Origin of the sequence: Caulobacter sp. BE254 (genome assembly GCF_031457295.1) — a bacterium.
Taxonomy (GTDB): Bacteria; Pseudomonadota; Alphaproteobacteria; order Caulobacterales; family Caulobacteraceae; genus Caulobacter.
The window spans coordinates 1-15,150 of the sequence record NZ_JAVDWJ010000027.1 but is presented as its reverse complement, the minus strand read 5'-3'; the positions used below and the strand labels follow the sequence as shown (position 1 = coordinate 15,150).

Annotated in this window: 16 protein-coding genes and 1 pseudogene; 4 read left to right on the top strand and 13 right to left on the bottom strand. The window is 68.7% G+C overall.

Annotated elements, in window-relative coordinates; genetic code table 11:
• Positions 1-98 precede the first annotated feature (98 nt).
• The 10 genes and pseudogenes from pheT to infC form a co-directional block, all read right to left on the bottom strand.
• Complete coding sequence (gene pheT, locus J2X41_RS25140) at positions 99-2,573, bottom strand: phenylalanine--tRNA ligase subunit beta (RefSeq protein ID WP_310087321.1); 2,475 nt, start codon at positions 2,571-2,573, stop codon at positions 99-101.
• Complete coding sequence (locus tag J2X41_RS25135; RefSeq protein WP_310087319.1) at positions 2,574-2,969, bottom strand: hypothetical protein; 396 nt, start codon at positions 2,967-2,969, stop codon at positions 2,574-2,576. It lies immediately after the preceding gene.
• 4 nt (positions 2,970-2,973) lie between these two features.
• Positions 2,974-3,306 carry a DHCW motif cupin fold protein gene (locus J2X41_RS25130; RefSeq protein ID WP_310087317.1) on the bottom strand — a complete coding sequence of 111 codons (333 nt, stop codon included), beginning with the start codon at positions 3,304-3,306 and terminating at the stop codon, positions 2,974-2,976.
• Positions 3,306-4,394 (bottom strand): phenylalanine--tRNA ligase subunit alpha, encoded by a 1,089-nt coding sequence (pheS, locus tag J2X41_RS25125; RefSeq protein WP_310087315.1) that lies wholly within the window; start codon positions 4,392-4,394, stop codon positions 3,306-3,308. The genes J2X41_RS25130 and pheS overlap by 1 nt, the downstream gene beginning before the upstream one ends.
• 54 nt (positions 4,395-4,448) lie before the next feature.
• Positions 4,449-4,520: pseudogene (locus J2X41_RS25390) on the bottom strand (hypothetical protein); the annotation flags it as partial.
• A gap of 137 nt (positions 4,521-4,657) precedes the next feature.
• The gene (rplT, locus tag J2X41_RS25120; protein ID WP_310087313.1) at positions 4,658-5,017 is read right to left on the bottom strand and encodes a 50S ribosomal protein L20; all 360 of its coding nucleotides are present in this window, start codon (positions 5,015-5,017) and stop codon (positions 4,658-4,660) included.
• A 15-nt stretch (positions 5,018-5,032) separates the two neighbouring features.
• Positions 5,033-5,233: a 50S ribosomal protein L35 gene (gene rpmI, locus J2X41_RS25115; protein ID WP_007672148.1), complete on the bottom strand. Its 201-nt coding sequence runs from the start codon at positions 5,231-5,233 to the stop codon at positions 5,033-5,035.
• A gap of 138 nt (positions 5,234-5,371) precedes the next feature.
• On the bottom strand, positions 5,372-6,610 hold the full coding sequence (locus J2X41_RS25110; protein WP_310087306.1) for an MFS transporter: 1,239 nt from the start codon (positions 6,608-6,610) through the stop codon (positions 5,372-5,374).
• A gap of 76 nt (positions 6,611-6,686) precedes the next feature.
• A complete protein-coding gene (locus J2X41_RS25105; protein ID WP_404979984.1) occupies positions 6,687-8,639 on the bottom strand; it encodes an alpha/beta hydrolase family protein in 1,953 nt (650 codons plus the stop codon).
• 164 nt (positions 8,640-8,803) lie between these two features.
• A complete protein-coding gene (gene infC, locus J2X41_RS25100) occupies positions 8,804-9,325 on the bottom strand; it encodes a translation initiation factor IF-3 (protein ID WP_028041504.1) in 522 nt (173 codons plus the stop codon).
• 269 nt (positions 9,326-9,594) lie between these two features.
• Between infC and J2X41_RS25095 the strand changes: the two genes are divergently transcribed.
• Positions 9,595-10,206, top strand: coding sequence for a YitT family protein (locus J2X41_RS25095; protein ID WP_310087303.1), 612 nt, complete (start codon positions 9,595-9,597; stop codon positions 10,204-10,206).
• Between the two features lie 139 nt (positions 10,207-10,345).
• On the opposite strand, the gene J2X41_RS25090 is transcribed toward J2X41_RS25095, so the two are convergent.
• Both J2X41_RS25090 and J2X41_RS25085 read right to left on the bottom strand, forming a co-directional pair.
• Entirely contained in the window at positions 10,346-11,317 is a 972-nt protein-coding gene (locus tag J2X41_RS25090) for a glycosyltransferase family 9 protein (RefSeq protein ID WP_310087300.1), read from the bottom strand.
• On the bottom strand, positions 11,314-12,480 hold the full coding sequence (locus tag J2X41_RS25085; RefSeq protein ID WP_310087298.1) for a glycosyltransferase family 4 protein: 1,167 nt from the start codon (positions 12,478-12,480) through the stop codon (positions 11,314-11,316). The genes J2X41_RS25090 and J2X41_RS25085 overlap by 4 nt, the downstream gene beginning before the upstream one ends.
• A gap of 57 nt (positions 12,481-12,537) precedes the next feature.
• On the opposite strand from J2X41_RS25085, the gene J2X41_RS25080 reads away from it, so the two are divergent.
• From J2X41_RS25080 to J2X41_RS25070, 3 genes are read left to right on the top strand one after another with little or no spacing between them, the layout of a single operon-like run.
• Positions 12,538-13,410, top strand: a complete 873-nt coding sequence (locus tag J2X41_RS25080; protein ID WP_310087296.1) for an alpha/beta hydrolase — start codon at positions 12,538-12,540, stop codon at positions 13,408-13,410.
• A 56-nt stretch (positions 13,411-13,466) separates the two neighbouring features.
• On the top strand, positions 13,467-13,736 hold the full coding sequence (locus J2X41_RS25075; RefSeq protein WP_310087294.1) for a CopG family ribbon-helix-helix protein: 270 nt from the start codon (positions 13,467-13,469) through the stop codon (positions 13,734-13,736).
• A gap of 3 nt (positions 13,737-13,739) precedes the next feature.
• On the top strand, positions 13,740-14,024 hold the full coding sequence (locus J2X41_RS25070; RefSeq protein WP_310087292.1) for a type II toxin-antitoxin system RelE/ParE family toxin: 285 nt from the start codon (positions 13,740-13,742) through the stop codon (positions 14,022-14,024).
• Here J2X41_RS25070 and J2X41_RS25065 read toward each other — a convergent pair.
• Positions 14,021-14,881: an SDR family oxidoreductase gene (locus tag J2X41_RS25065; RefSeq protein WP_310087323.1), complete on the bottom strand. Its 861-nt coding sequence runs from the start codon at positions 14,879-14,881 to the stop codon at positions 14,021-14,023. The two genes, J2X41_RS25070 and J2X41_RS25065, sit on opposite strands and share 4 nt — an antisense overlap.
• Positions 14,882-15,150 lie beyond the last annotated feature (269 nt).

Below are 15,150 nucleotides of genomic sequence, written 5' to 3'. Positions count from 1 at the left end.
CTCCTCATTACGGAAACACTGTCAGAATCGATCAGCAAATCTCTGGCAACTCCCCAGCCGCATCAAATGCGATTCCCCTGCCCCACAGGGGGAGGGTCTTACGACCGCAGCTTGCCGCCGGCCTTCTCGACCGCCGCCACGATCCTGGCCGACAGGGCCTCGATCTCGGCCTCGGTCAGGGTCTTCTCACGCGGCTGGATGACCACCTCAAGGGCGACCGACTTGGAGCCGTCCGGCACGCCGGGGCCCTCATAGACGTCGAACACCCGCACGGCGGCGATCAGCGCCTTGTCGGCGCCGGCCGCGGCCTTGACCAGGTCGCCCGCCGCCTTGGCCTTGTCGGCCACGAAGGCGAAGTCGCGGGTCAGGGGCATCAGCGGCGAGGGGCTGAAGGCCGGCTTGGTCTTGACCGCCTTCTTCTTGGGCTCGGGCACGGCTTCCAGGGTGATCTCGAAGCCATAGACCGGCCCGGCCACGTCCAGGGCCTTCAGCACCGCCGGATGCAGCTCGCCGAACTCGGCCAGCACCGCCTTGGGGCCCAGCTGCAGCCGCGCCGAACGGCCGGGATGCCACCAGGACGAGGCCGAGCCTTGGGCGACCTGCAGCGAGGCGACCGGGGCGCCGATCTCCTCCAGCAGGGCCATCAGGTCGGCCTTCACCGTGAACACGTCCTCGGCCTTGGCCTTGTCCCAGCCGCGCGGGGCGCGGGGGGCGAGGATCGCGGCGATCGTCGTCTTCTGGTCCTGCGGTCGGTCGCCGAAGAACACCGGGCCGACCTCGAACAGGGCGACGTCCGGGAAGCCTTGGCGGGCGTTGCGGCCGGCCGCCTCGATCAGGTTGGGCAGCAGCGAGGGACGCATGCAGTCCAGGTCCGAGGCGATCGGATTGGCCAGCAGCAGATCAGGGGCGCCGCCGCCGAACAGCTCGGCGATGGCCCTGCTGGTGAAGCTGAAGGTCAGGGCCTCGGCGTAGCCGGCCGCCGCCATGGCGCGGCGGGCCGTGCGGGCGCGGGCCTGCTTGACGGTCAGCACGCCGCCGACTGGGCGCGGAACCTCGGGCAGGGGCGTGGAGGGCAGTTCGCCATAGCCGGCGATGCGGGCCACTTCCTCGACTAGGTCGGCCTTGCCCTGAACGTCGCGCCGGAACGTCGGCGGGGTGACGCAGACCAGGCTTTCGGCGTGGGTGGCGAACTCGGTGGTCGGCACGTCGGTCGGCGGCGACAGGGTGAAGCCCAGATCCGTCAGGATCTTCAGCGTGCGCTCCGGCGCGATGGCCAGGCCCGACAGGGCCTCGACATAGGCCGGGTCGAACAGGATCGGGCCGGGCGCGGCCGGGGCCTCGCCGGCCACGATGATCTCCGAGGCCTCGCCGCCGCACAGGTCCAGGATCAGCTTGGTGGCCAGTTCCAGGCCGGGCACGAGCGAGCCGGTGTCGACCGTGCGGGCGAACCGGTACTGGGCGTCGCTGGCGATGCCGGTTACGCGGCCGGTCTGGGCCGTGCGGATCGGCTCGAACCAGGCGCTTTCCAGGAAGACGTCGACGGTGTCGTCCGAGCAGCCGGTGCTCTCGCCGCCCATCACGCCGCCCAGGCCGATCGGGCGGTTGCCGTCGGCGTCGGCGATCACGCTCATCTCGGGCGTGATGTCGTAGGTCTTGCCGTCCAGGGCGATCAGCTGCTCGTCGTGGTGTTCGGCCGGCGAGGGCTGGTCGCCGGGCGTGACCTCGGCCTTGCCGCGGCCCAGGCGCGCCTCGATCACGGTCCCGACCAGCTTGGCCGCGTCATAGGCGTGCAGCGGCCGCGCGCGGTCGTAGGAGATCAGGTTGGTGATATCCACCAGGGTGTTGATCGGACGCAGGCCGATGGCCTTCAGCCGGTCGGCCAACCATTTGGGCGAGGGACCGTTCTTGACGCCGCGGATCAGGCGGCCGCTGAACACCGGGCAGGCGTCGCCGTCGACCTTGACGGTGATCGGGCAGGGGAAGGTCCCCGGCACCGGGGCGATCGACAGGTCCTTCAGCGTCCCGATCCCGGCCGCGGCCAGGTCGCGGGCGATGCCGGCCACGCCCAGCCAGTCGGGGCGGTTGGGGGTGACCTCGAAGTCGATCACCGCCTCCAGGCCCAGGGCCTGGGAAGCGGGGGTCCCGACCGCCAGGTCGTCCGGCAGTTCCAGGATGCCCTCGGAGCCGTCGTCAGCCTCCAGCTCCGAGCCCGAGCACAGCATGCCGTTGGAGACCACGCCGCGCACCGGCTTTTCGACCAGGGTGACGTCCAGGCCCGGCACATAGGCGCCGATCGGCGCGTAGACTGTGGTCAGGCCCGGACGGGCGTTGGGCGCGCCGCAGACGATCTCCTTGCGGCCGTCGACGGTGTCGACCTGGCAGACGCGCAAGCGGTCGGCGTTGGGATGCTGCACGGCCTCGACGATCTTGGCGACCGTGAAGGACGCCAGCTTCGACGCCGGATCGGTGACGTGTTCGACTTCGAGGCCGGCCATGGTCATGGCGGCGACGACTTCGGTGGCGGAGGCCTCGGTCTCGAGGTGATCCTTGAGCCAGGAAAGGGTGAACTTCATCTACTTGGTTTCCAGAGCCAGCAACTGATCGAGGAATTGGTCGGGACCGGTGAAGCCCAGGCCGAAGAACTCGCAGTTGATGAATTGGCAGTCCTCGACGGGGATCGTGCCGATGACCGAGGTCGGGCTGGCCGGGCGCAGCACCAGGTTGCGCACGTCGCCGCCATTGGGGCCGAAGTTGGTGGCGTCGAAATTGACCTTGTCGAGCACCAGCATCACCGCCGGCCCCTCGATCCGGCAGTTGCGGAACGTGCGGCCCGAGATGATCCGGTTGCCGGCCTGGAAATTGGCGCGGAACAGGTCGTAGAGCGACAGGTCGACGCTCTCGAACACCTTGGCGAAGGCGTCCGTCGGAACGCGGCCGGGACGGCCGCCGGGTTGGAAGCTCTGGGTCATCGGGTCAGTCCACAATGAACAGCTTGGCGCCGACCGAGGTCGACGAGCGGTGGGCGGGGTCGCCGAAGTCGGAGACGTGATAGCTCATGCCGGCGGTCAAGATGGCGGTGCGGCCGTCCTTCAGCTCGCTGACCAGCTCGCCTTCCAGCACCAAGATCACATGGCCGCGGTCGCACCAGTGATCGGCCAGGTAGCCGGGCGAATAGTCGACGCGGCGCAGGCGCATGTCGCCGACGTTGAGCGTGCGCCAGGTCGCCTCGCCTCGCTCGCCCGGATGGACGGTGGGCTCGACCTGCGACCAGTCGACGGCCGTGAACGGGCTGGCGGGCAACTGCATCAGCTGAGACCGCTGGCCGCGTTCGGCGCGGCGAAGGCGCTGAAGCCGTAGTGTTCGAGCCAGCGGACGTCGGACGACCACATGTCGCGCAGGTCGGGCATGCCGTATTTCAGCATCCCCAGCCGGTCGACGCCCATGCCGAACGCGAAGCCCTGGTACTCGTCCGGATCGATGCCGCAAGCGCGCAGGACATTGGGGTGAACCATGCCGCAGCCCAGGATCTCGAGCCACGACGTGCCCTGGCCGATCTTGATCTCGCCGCCGGTGCGGTCGCACTGCACGTCCATTTCCGCCGACGGTTCGGTGAACGGGAAGTGGTGCGGCCGGAACTGGGTGGTCACCGCGTCGGTCTCGAAGAACCGCGCCAGGAAGGTCTCCAGGGTCCACTTCAGGTGGCCCATGTGGATGCCCTTGTCGATCACAAGGCCCTCGACCTGGTGGAACACCGGGGTGTGGGTGGCGTCGTTGTCTACGCGATAGGTGCGGCCGGGGGCGATGATCCGGATCGGCGGAGTTTGACTGAGCATGGTCCGCACCTGCACGGGGCTGGTGTGGGTGCGCAGCAGCATGCGTTCGCCCCCAGAACCGTCAGGAGAGACCTTCGTCCTGAAGAAGAAGGTGTCATGCATCTCGCGGGCCGGGTGCTTCTCGGGGAAGTTCAGGGCCGTGAAGTTGTGGAAGTCGTCCTCGATGTCGGGACCTTCCGCCACCGCGAAGCCCATTTCGGCGAAGATGGCGACCATCTCGTCCATGGTCTGCATGGTCGGGTGGACGCCGCCGCGGCGGCGGCGCGGGGCGGGCAGGGTCAGGTCCAGGGTCTCGCTGGCCAGGCGCGCGCCGAGGGCGGCGGTTTCCAGCGCGGCCTTCTTGTCGTTCAGCGCCGTCTGCACGCGGTCACGCAGGATATTGATCGCCGCGCCGCGTTCCTTGCGCTCGTCGGGGCTCATGGCGCCCAGGGTCTTGAGCAGGCCCGAGATCGAGCCGGTCTTGCCCAGGGCGGAAACGCGCACGGCGTCCAGGGCGGCGAGATCGCTGGCGGCGGCGACTTGCGCCAGCACGTCGGCTTCGAGGGAGGTGAGATCGGTCATGACGGGGTTCCGTCTAGAGGATTTGGAGCGGGGGTTGAACCGATAGTTGGGCGGTCGCTGCTTCTCCTCACCCGCATCGCGGGGGAGGTGGCGCGTCGCGAATACGCGACGTGACGGAGGGGGCGTCCTGAAGCGTCAACTTGGCGGCCGCGCGCGCCCTCCCCCGTTTCACGGGTGGGGAGAAGGGGCCAGACAGCAAAAAGCCCTCCGGTTCGCACCGGAGGGCTCTTCAGATCGCAATCGGGACGGACCCGAAAAAGACCTTAGGCGGCCAGGGCGGTGCGGACCTTGTCAGCAATGGCCTTGAACGCGACCGGGTCGTTGCCCGCGATGTCCGAGAGGACCTTGCGGTCGATCACGATACCCGCCACGTCCAGGCCGTGGATAAACTGCGAGTAGGTGAAGCCCTCGACGCGAGCGCCGGCGTTGATGCGTTGGATCCACAGCGAGCGGAAGGCGCGCTTGCGCACCTTGCGGTCGCGGTACGCGTACTGGCCGGCCTTGTCGACGGCGGCCTTGGCGGTGCGGATGGTGTTCTTGCGGCGGCCGTAGAAGCCCTTCGCCTGTTCAAGAACCTTCTTGTGCTTGGCGTGGGCGGTGACGCCACGTTTAACGCGAGCCATGTGTCAGCGCTCCTCTTAAAGGCCGTAGGGCAGGTACGAACGGATGGTCTTGGCGTCGGATTCGCTCATGACCTTCGTGCCGCGGTTCTGGCGGATGTACTTGCCGTTGTGGCCGATCAGACGGTGACGCTTGCCGGCGACGCCGGCTTTCAGCAGGCCCGTGGCCGTGATCTTGAAGCGCTTCTTGGCGCCCGACTTGGTCTTCAACTTAGGCATTTCGCGTCGGAGCGTTTAACCGCCCCGTCCTCTAGAGAAGCATGACGAACCGCCATGGCATGCCATTAGCCAGGCGGTTCCGGAAAGGCGGGGTTAGTACGGGAAAGGGACGCAGAAGGCAAGCGGCAAAGCCCCGCCTCAAGCCGCGGCCTTGACCCGGCTCTCGATGGTCAGGGCGAAGGCCACCGCCGGCAGCATCAGGATCGCTCCCAGCCAGTAGGGGCCGCCGATGGCCAGGCCGAACAGCGGACCGGCCAGCATCGGGCCGGTCATGCGGGCCAGGGAGCCGGCGGCCATGTTCAGCCCCAGCATGGCGCCCTGCTTGTCGGGCGGGGTGGCGCGCGAGATCAGGGCCGCCACGCAGGGGAAGACCAACGACTGGCCGAACGCCGTGCACCCCACCGCCAGCGGCACGAAGGCCGACGAGGGGACGAACGGGGTCAGGCATAGGCTGACAGTGATGATCGCCAGGCCCGCGGCCAGCACCCTGGCCTCGCCGAACCGCCGCGCCAGCCGGCCGGTGATCAGCCCCTGGCCGACCGAGGCGATGATCCCGATGACCGCGAAGCACAGGCCGACCTGCTTGGGGCCCCAGTCGAACCGGGCCTGGGTCCACAGGCCGAACACCGATTCCATGCCGGCGAAGGCGGCGGTCGAGATCAGGGTGACCAGCAGCACCCGCGACAGCACCGGGTGGGCGGCCGCGGCGGCCAGGTGGTCGCGCCGGCGCTCCACGGGGGCGTCCTTGCGGCTGGGCGCGCGGCTCTCGACCACGAACAGGAACACGCCCAGGGCGGCGATCGCGGCCAGGGCGGCGGCGGTCAGCAGCGGGATCTGGAACGCCAGGCGGCCGGTGTCGGAGTGGCCGAAGGCCTTGGCCAGGCCCGGCAGCAGGCCGCCCAGGGTGGGGCCGACCACGAAGCCCATGCCGAACGCCGCGCCCAGCAGGCCCATGCGCCCCGCGCGCTTCTCGGGCGGGGTGACGTCGGCCATGTAGCCCTGGATCGTCGAGATGTTGCCGCTGCCGAAGCCGCTGGCCAGGCGGATGGCGAAGGCCCAGGCGATGTTGGGCGCGAAGGCCAGGGCCACATAGGAGAGAGTGTTGGCCAGGATGGTGACGATCAGCACCGGCCGCCGGCCGATGCGGTCGCTGAGGCGCCCCCAGAACGGTTCGGCGATGAACTGCCCCAGCGAATAGGCCGAGAACATCGCCGTCACCTGCCAGGCGCTGGCGTTCAGCGACTTGGCGTAGAAGGGCAGCAGCGGAATGACCAGCCCGAAGCCCACCAGGTTGATGAACACCACCAGCAGCAGGACATAGAGGGCGCGAGGACTGGCGTCCGGCGTGGCGGCGGTCGGGGGGGCGGGCGTGGTCATCAGGCCGCGCGGTTTACGCCGGATCGGCGGTCCTGGCGACCGCTATCTGAAATTTCAGTGGAGCCGATCGCGCGCGTCAGTTCGGCGGGTTGTTCTTCTCCAGGAAGCCCACCACCGAGGTCAGCATCTGCAGCCGGGTAGCGCCGCGCGACAGCCAGTGGTCCTCGCCGTCGAGGGTGACCAGTTCGACCGGCTTGCCGGCCTTCTTCATGGCGTCGGCCATGATCGTGCTCTGCACATAGGGCACTACGGTGTCGTCCTTGCCGTGGATCAGCAGCAGGGGGACGTCGACCTTGTCGGCCATCTTGGCCGGCGAGATGGCGGCCAGGTCGGGGTCCCGGACGCGGTCAGCGCCCATGAACCGCAGCCAATAGCGCAGGGTCGAGTTGTTGCTGGAGTTGAAGCGTTCGTTGCTGTCGACCAGCATGCGCTTGAGGTCGGCGGGGCCGGCCACCGAGGCGGCGCAGCGATAGACGCCGCGGTCCAGGGTCGCCCCGGCCAGGGCGGCGTAGCCGCCATAGCTGCCGCCGACAATGCAGACGCGCTTGGGATCGATCGTCCCCTGCTTGGCCAGATGGCGCACGCCGTCCGACAGGTCGGTCTGCATGGACTTGCCCCACTGGCCGAAACCGGCCTTGACGAACGCCCAGCCAAAACCTTCCGAGCCCCGGAAATTGGGCCGCAGCACCGCGTAGCCGCGCGAGGCAAGCGCCTGGCTCCACCAGTCGAAGCCCAGGGTGTCGCGGCCCTCGGGACCGCCGTGCGGCAGCACCACCAGCGGCAGGTTCTTGGGATCCTTGCCCTTGGGCAGGGTCAGGTAGCCGGTGATCTCCAGGCCGTCGGCGGCCTTGTACTTGATCGGCCGGACATCGAAGACGCCGTCCTCCGTCAGCCCGGCATAGACGTTGGCCAGGTAGCGGGCGCTACCGGTGTCGAGATCGACCAGGGCGTAGGCCGGGCCCTCTGTCGGGGAATCGACCCAGACCACCAGCTTGCGCTTGTCGTCCGACCAGGACTCCAGCGCGATCTGATCGCCGGGGAAGGCCTTGGCCACGGCGTTCCAGCTGGCCTGCAGCTTGGCGTCGAAGAAGGTGTAGCGGCGTTCGTCGCCCAGCAGGCTCTTGGCGCCGACCAGGCCCGAGCCGTCGGGCGCGTGGATCAGGCTGTCGAACGTGGCGCTGTCGGGGATGACGACATGGTCGCCGTCGAGGGCGTATTCGCGCAGCACTGTCTTGTCGGTGTCGTTCTCGTCGTCCATCCACACCAGCACCGAGCGGCCGTCGCGGCCCAGGCCGCCCAGGCGGCGCGAGCCCATCTTCGACTCGGTCTTCTCGGCGGTGACCCAGCCGTGGTCGGTCTTGAGCTTCAGCGACCAGGCGCCCTTCTGCTCGTCATAGAGCGATTGGGCCAGGGGCTGGCCGTCGGGCGAGACCAGCCAGTCGTCGGTGTCCTCCGACCCGCCGATGTCCAGCCGGCGGGTGGCGCCGGTCTTCAGGTTGATCTTGTAGAGCGTGTCGGCGCCGTAGTTGTCGACGAAATGCACGCCCTCGACGAAGGCGTGCGGCACGCCGTCGAGCATCCGCACGGTCGGCACCGCCAGGACGACGTTCATCGCGTCTTCCTGGTTCTCCATCAGCAGGCGCTGCTTCTTGGTCGTCAGGTTGACGTCGATGGTCATCCAGTATTCGCGCTTGGGCCCCGACAGGCCGTAGGGCTGGGCGGTGTTCGACTTGGTGATCAGCACGTGCTCGGGTCCGGCCCACCGCACGTCGCGCAGCTTGGTGCTCTCAAGGTTGACGGCGCTGAGCAGCTTGCTGCCCTCATCCGCCTCGCGGATCGCGACCACGCGCTTTTCGCCGTCGGTGAGGGAGATGGCCAGCTTGCGGCCGTCCGGCGAGATCGCGATCTGGTCGACATCGGGCAGGCGGCCGTAGAGGGCCAGCGGTGGGGCCTCCGCCGCAACGGCCTCGGCGCGGATCGCGCCGCCCATGGCGATACCGGCCGTGACGACGGCCAAGACGGTCTTCAACACGCATAGTCCCCCAAACTGGCCTCAGCCTAGCAAGGCTCGCGAAACTGTCGAGCTTGTTCGCGTCGTAGGGTTGCGTTTTCGAAGGGGCGATCAAAGGCCCGGCCTCAACGAAAAACGCCCCGGCGTTGGCCGGGGCGTTCTGCATGTCCAAGCGAAAGAGCCTAGCGCGGGGCCAGGATCATGATCATCTGGCGGCCTTCCATGCGTGGCTCGTATTCGACCTTGGCGATCTCGTCGAAATCGGCCTTGACCTTGAGCAGCAGCTTCATGCCCAGTTCCGGGTGCGCCATTTCCCGGCCGCGGAAGCGCAGGGTCACCTTGACCTTGTCGCCTTCCTCGAAGAACCGGTGCATCGACTTGGCCTTCACGTCGTAATCGTGAATGTCGATGTTGGGGCGCAGCTTGATTTCCTTGAGCTCGACGATCTTCTGCCGCTTGCGAGCCTCGTTCTTCTTCTTCTGCTCCTGGAACTTGAACTTGCCGTAGTCCAGGATCTTGCAGACGGGAGGGTTCGCGTTGGGGACGATCTCGACCAGGTCCAGGCCTGCTTCCTCGGCCGCTTCGAGGGCGGCGGAAATCGGCATCTCGCCTTGCTTCTCGCCGTTCTGGTCGATCAGCAGGACGCGGGGGACCCGAATGTCTTCGTTGATACGCGGACCATCCTTGACGGGCGGCGTTTGCATAGGACGGCGAATAGGGCGGCTCCGGTGTTGTTCATGGGCTTTTGCCGCCGGACCTGACGATCCGGAGGCGTATCATTGAATGAGTTCGCGCGGAGTCCGAGGGACGCCGCGTTCGCAAGTGATATATGACGAAGGACTCCCGCGCTATCAAGGCGCATGCGCGTCAAGGCCCGCCTTTTAAGGGCCGGACGCGTCGAGAAGGGGCCAAGGGGGCGAAACGTCGGGGTCGGGCCGGCCTTCCCTCCAGTCGCGATCCTTCCTGTCCGTCCATGAACACGCCGCCCGCCGCCGCCCGTCACACCCCGATCGAGGACGTTCACGCCCTGCTGATCGGCTCCAGCTTCATCGCCGTGGGCCTGACCCTGCTGAAGGCGGCCGGCCTGACCACGGGCGGGATGGCGGGGGTGGCGCTGATCCTGTCCTACCTGACCCATTGGCCGGTCGGGGTGCTGTTCTTCCTGCTGAACATCCCGTTCTACGTGCTGGCCCAGCGCGCGCTGGGCTGGGTGTTCACCGGCAAGACCCTGGTCACCAACCTGCTGCTGGCCGGCCTGGCCCTGGGCCTGCCGGCCTGGCTGAAGATCATCACCGTCGATCCGGTGTTCGCCGCGATCTTCGGCGGCACGATCATCGGCATGGGCATCCTGGCCTTGGCGCGGCACAAGTCCAGCGTCGGCGGCATCGGGGTGCTGGCGCTGTGGCTCTACGAAAAGCGCGGGATCAGCGCCGGCAAGGTGCAGATGGCTTCGGATTGCGTGATCGTGGCCGCGGCCTTCGCGGTGATCAGCTGGGACAAGCTGCTGCTGTCGATCCTCTCGGCCGTGGCGCTGAGCGTGGTGATCATCGCCAACCACAAGCCGGGACGGTACGAGGGGTATTGAGCAGATCCTCCCCCTGTGGGGGAGGTTTCGGCGAAGCCGACGGAGGGGGGAGTAATCGGCCGATGGCCGCATCCCGGAACGACGACCCTAAAACTCCCCCCACCGGCCTTCGGCCGCCTCCCCCACAGGGGGAGGATTGTCAGCGCGGCAGCAACGCGATCGCCGCGCTGGCCACGGTGCTGACCGGCAGGGCCTGGAGGTCGGGCGAGCGGATCACCGTCACGTGGCCGCGCGGGCCGCACAATTCCGGGTCCGAGGCGTCGGAGAACAGGGCGATGGTCGGGGCGCCGGCGGCGGCCAGCAGGTGGGTCGGGCCGGTGTCGTTGCCGACGGCCAGGACCGCCTTGGCGCCCAGCACGGCCAGTTGGGCGAAGTCGGTGCGGCCGGTCAGGTCGCGGGCTTGGCCCACGGTCTTCTGGATCTGCCGGGCCATGGCGCTTTCCTGCGGGCCGCCGATGATGACGATGTCCAGTCCCCGCGCCTTCAGCAGGGCGGCGAGCTGGGCGTAGCTTTCGGTCGGCCAGCGCTTCTCGGGCCGATGCGCCGAACCGCCGGGCACCAGCAGCACATAGGGACGCGGGGCCGCGGCGCTGGCCACCGGCCGCGTCTCCTTGGTGCGGCGCAGGATCCAGGACAGGTCCGGGGCCGGGGCGGCGCCCGGCGCGGTGGGGGCGTCGGGCCAGACGCCGGCCTGCTTCAACTGGTCGGCCTGCCGCTCCAGCGTGTGCATGTGGTAGCGGGCCTTGCCGCGCTGGGGCAGGGCGCAGCCGGCCGCGATGCCCGACCACTGCGGCGGGAACGGCCGCAGGGCCTGGAAGTACCAGTTGGTGCGGCTGTTGGTCTGCAGGTCATAGACGCGGTCGTAGCGGGCCTGGCGCAGACGCCCCAGCATGGCGGTCAGGTCGCCGAAGTCGCTGGGACGGCCGTCGGTCTCGACGCTGTTGAAGTAGGGCGACAGCTTGGCCAGGGCTTCGAAGGGCGGGGTGGTGAGCAGGGTGATCTTGGCGCGCGGATGGGCTTCGCGGATCTTCTTCATCGCCGCCAGGGCCAGAACGAAATCGCCGAGGGCGCCCAGCTTGATGACCAGGACCTTCTTGATTTCCTTGCTCAACTCTTCGTCTCCAGAACGCGTGCGTAGACCTTGAGCGTTGCTTCGACCATGGCGTCAACCGAATACAGTTTCCGGGCCCGCACCCGGGCCGCCATGCCCATGGCCTGGCGTCGCGCCGCCCCGGATTCGCAGGCGTTGGACAGGGCTTCGGCCCAGGCCTCGGCGTCGCCGGGCTTGACCAGCCAGCCGGTCTCGCCGGCGACCACGGTCTCGCGCGCCGCCCCGTGGTCGGCGGCCATCACCGGCTTACCCATCACCTGCGGCTCGACCGCCGTGCGGCCGAAGGCCTCGGGCTCCAGCGAGGGGGCGATGGCCAGGTCGGCGATCAGGTAGGCGGCCGGCATGTCGTCGCAATGGCCCACCAGCCTGACGCTGTCCTGCAGCCCGGCCTGGGCGATCATGTGCTCCAGTTCGGCGCGATAGGCCTTGCGCCCCTGGTCGTCGCCGACCAGCAGCAGCAGGATGCGGGTGTCGGAGATCGCCTTCAGCCGCGCCATGGCCTCGATGACCAGGGCCTGGCCCTTCCAGCGCGTCAGGCGGCCGGCCAGCAGCACCTTCAGCCGGCGGTCCTCGGTCTGGACGCCCCAGGCGTCGCGCAACGCCCTGACCCGTTCTGCCGAGACCAGGCCCGGTTCGAAGCGGGTCAGGTCGACGCCGCGCGGAATGGCCACCACCCGTTCGGCCGGAATGCCATGCTCGGCGATCACGTGGGCGCGGGTATATTCCGAATTGGCGATCACCAGGTCGCCCTTGGTCATCACCGCGTTGTACCAGCGCTTGAGGTTGGACTTGGCGTTGTAGACGCCGTGATAGGTGGCCACGAACGGCACCCTGGTGGCGTGGGCGGCCCACAGGGCGCTGAAGGCGGGCGCGCGCGAGCGGGCGTGGACCAGGGTCACCTTCTCGCGGCGGATCAGGTCGATCAGCCGGGCGGCGTTGCCCAGCATGATCAGCGGGTTCTTGGACTGGGCCGGCATCTGGGCCAGGCGGCCGCCGTCGGCCTCCAGCCGCGAGGCCATGCGGCCGCCCTTGGTGGCGACCAGGGCCTTGCCGCCCTGGGCGATCACGCCGTGGGCCACGTCGATGGTCGTCTGCTCGGCGCCGCCGGTTTCCAGTTCCGGGGTCACCTGCAGGAGCGTGAAATCGTCGGGGAGGATGGACACGCGTTGCTCTAACGAGGTTTGAGGGGTCGTAGTTACCGAAATGAACAAGGCCGCGCCATGACCGATTCCCTTCAGCACCTCGTTCGCATCAACAATCTGCGGTTGGCGTATCGCAGCGTCCCCGGAACCCAGCCCACGGTTGTATGGTTGGGCGGGTTCCATTCCGACATGGCCGGGACCAAGGCCCAGGTCCTGGCCGACCAGGCCCAGGCGACCGGCGGCGGTTATCTGCGCTTCGACTATTTCGGCCACGGGGAGTCGGACGGCGACTTCGCCGAGGGCACGATCAGCCATTGGCGCGAGGACGCGCTGGCGGTGATCGACGAGTTGACCCAAGGGCCGCTGGTGCTGGTGGGCTCGTCGATGGGCGGCTGGCTGGCCTGTCTGGCCGCCATCGCCCGGCCTGACCGGGTCAAGGCCCTGGTGCTGGTCGCGCCCGCGCCGGACTTCACCGAGAAGCTGATGGCGCCGGAGCTGTCGGAGGAGGCCAGGGCGGCGATCGCCCGCGACGGCCGCTGGATCCGCCCCTCCGAGTACGACGACGGCGGCTATCCGATCACCCGCGCCTTGCTGGAGGACGGCGCCCGCTGGTCGATCCTGCCGGGGCCCGTGCCGATCGACGTCCCGGTGCGCGTCCTGCAGGGCGGCGCCGACCCCGAGGTGCCCTGGACCCACGCCCTGGAGCTGGCCAACGTCCTGAACGCTGACGACGTGGTCTTCACCCTGGTCAAGGACGGCGACCACCGGCTGTCCCGGCCGCAGGACCTGGAGCGGCTGGTGGCGGCGGTGGCGGAGGCGAGGGCGCTGGCCGAGCCCGTCGAGGACGATCCGGTGGCTCGCCGGCTGGCCCGCGCCGCTCGCGCCCGCGCGGCTGGCCAGGCCCCCGCGACCGCCTGGGCCGCCGCCGAAATGGGGCCCGACGAAGAATAGCTGGCCTTTTGCGGCGTCAGCCGTATGGTGTGTTCACGACTTGTTCGAGAAGGCCGATGGCGAAATCCGCTCCTCTCCGCATTGAGCTCGACAGCGATCTTGACCGGCGATTGTCCGAGGTCGCGGACGTCATGGACCAGCCCAAGACGGCGCTCGTCGAGCAAGCCGTGCGCGATTTCCTCGAAGCGCGCGATTGGCAGGACGCCGCGATCGACGAAGGCTTGCGGGCGGCCGAGGAAGGCCGGGTCTTCGAACACGACGAAATCGTTGAATGGGTCGCCTCTTGGGATACGCCGAACGAACGGCCTATGCCCACGCGCGACTGACGCATGCGCGTCGTTTGGACCGAGCCGGCTAAGCGCGATCTTGCCTTCGCTCGGGCGTGGATCGCCCAAGATCGCCCCATCGCAGCGGCGGGCCAGATCCAGCGGATCGTCAAGGTTGTCGGGCGACTTAGCGACTTCCCCAACATTGGTCGGCCGGGGCGTCGCGGTGGCGCGCGCGAACTCGTGGTTCCTGGAGGCCCCTTCATCGTCGCGTATAAGATCCGTGGCGAGGAGATCGAGATTCTCAGGGTCTTCCATGGCTCTCGCCGCTGGCCGGACAGCCTCTAACGCCCCGCCGCCAAAATCGCCGCCAGCCCCTCGCGATAGGTCGGGTACTTCGGCCGCCAGCCCAGCTCGGCCTTGGCCAGGGCGTTGGAGACGCGCTTGTTCTCGGCGTAGAAGCGGCGGGTGGCCGGCGATAGGCCCAGTTCGTTGAACGGCAGGTCGGGCGGGACGGCGACGCCCAGCAGGCTGGCGGCGTGCTCCATCACGTCCTGGGGCGGGGCTGGCTCGTCGTCGACCAGGTTGTAGACGCCGCCGGCCCGGGGGCGGTCCAGCGAGGCCAGCAGGCCCGAGACGATGTCTTCCAGGTGGATGCGGCTGAACACCTGGCCCGGCTTGACGATCCGGCGGCCTTCGCCGGCCCGCAGCCGGTCCAAGGCGCTGCGGCCGGGGCCGTAGATGCCCGGTAGGCGGAAGGTGGTCACCGTCAGCCCCATGCCGCGCCCCACCTGGCGCCAGTCGCGCTCGGCGCCGACGCGGCGCGCGCCCTCGACCGACTGGGCCTTCAGGGGCGAGCTCTCGAACACCCAGCGGCCCTCGAAATCGCCATAGACGCCGGTGGTCGACAGGTAGCCGATCCAGTCGGGAAAGGCCTCCGCCGCCGCCAGGGCCGGGATCGTGGCCTCGAGGCCCGGGCAGCCCTCGGCGGTGGGCGGGGCGGTGACCAGCACGGCGTTGACGCCGGTCAGGGCCGCGGTCATGGCGGCGCGGTCGTCGGCGTCGACGGGCTCGATCCCCAGGGCGCGCAGTTGCGCGGCGCGTTCGGCGTCCCGCGCGGTGGCCGCGACGCCCCAGCCCCTGGCCATCAGCGCCTCGGCGAAGGCCTGGCCGACATAGCCCAATCCGAACACGAACAGACGCAAGACGCTCAAGTCCCCGAAACGAAAGGTAATTGAGCATATGAAACCGAGGTTTGCGCAAGAGTAGATCCTCCCCCCGTGGGGGAGGTGTCGGCGAAGCCGACGGAGGGGGAGTGACCGGCAGGCGGCCGGATCGGGGATCAACAGCCCTAAAACTCCCCCACCGGCCTTCGGCCGCCTCCCCCTGTGGGCAGGGCTATCGCATATGAGCAAAGAGCTCGAAGAAGAAGGCTTGCCGCCAGCAGGCGATCTTCATTTTGCGTGAGATGGAC

Coding starts and splice junctions, on each gene's coding strand:
- pheT (WP_310087321.1), bottom strand. CDS start 2,573: ATGAAGTTCACCCTTTCCTGGCTCAAGGATCACCTCGAGACCGAGGCC.
- J2X41_RS25135 (WP_310087319.1), bottom strand. CDS start 2,969: ATGACCCAGAGCTTCCAACCCGGCGGCCGTCCCGGCCGCGTTCCGACG.
- J2X41_RS25130 (WP_310087317.1), bottom strand. CDS start 3,306: ATGCAGTTGCCCGCCAGCCCGTTCACGGCCGTCGACTGGTCGCAGGTC.
- pheS (WP_310087315.1), bottom strand. CDS start 4,394: ATGACCGATCTCACCTCCCTCGAAGCCGACGTGCTGGCGCAAGTCGCC.
- rplT (WP_310087313.1), bottom strand. CDS start 5,017: ATGGCTCGCGTTAAACGTGGCGTCACCGCCCACGCCAAGCACAAGAAG.
- rpmI (WP_007672148.1), bottom strand. CDS start 5,233: ATGCCTAAGTTGAAGACCAAGTCGGGCGCCAAGAAGCGCTTCAAGATC.
- J2X41_RS25110 (WP_310087306.1), bottom strand. CDS start 6,610: ATGACCACGCCCGCCCCCCCGACCGCCGCCACGCCGGACGCCAGTCCT.
- infC (WP_028041504.1), bottom strand. CDS start 9,325: ATGCAAACGCCGCCCGTCAAGGATGGTCCGCGTATCAACGAAGACATT.
- J2X41_RS25095 (WP_310087303.1), top strand. CDS start 9,595: ATGAACACGCCGCCCGCCGCCGCCCGTCACACCCCGATCGAGGACGTT.
- J2X41_RS25080 (WP_310087296.1), top strand. CDS start 12,538: ATGACCGATTCCCTTCAGCACCTCGTTCGCATCAACAATCTGCGGTTG.
- J2X41_RS25075 (WP_310087294.1), top strand. CDS start 13,467: ATGGCGAAATCCGCTCCTCTCCGCATTGAGCTCGACAGCGATCTTGAC.
- J2X41_RS25070 (WP_310087292.1), top strand. CDS start 13,740: ATGCGCGTCGTTTGGACCGAGCCGGCTAAGCGCGATCTTGCCTTCGCT.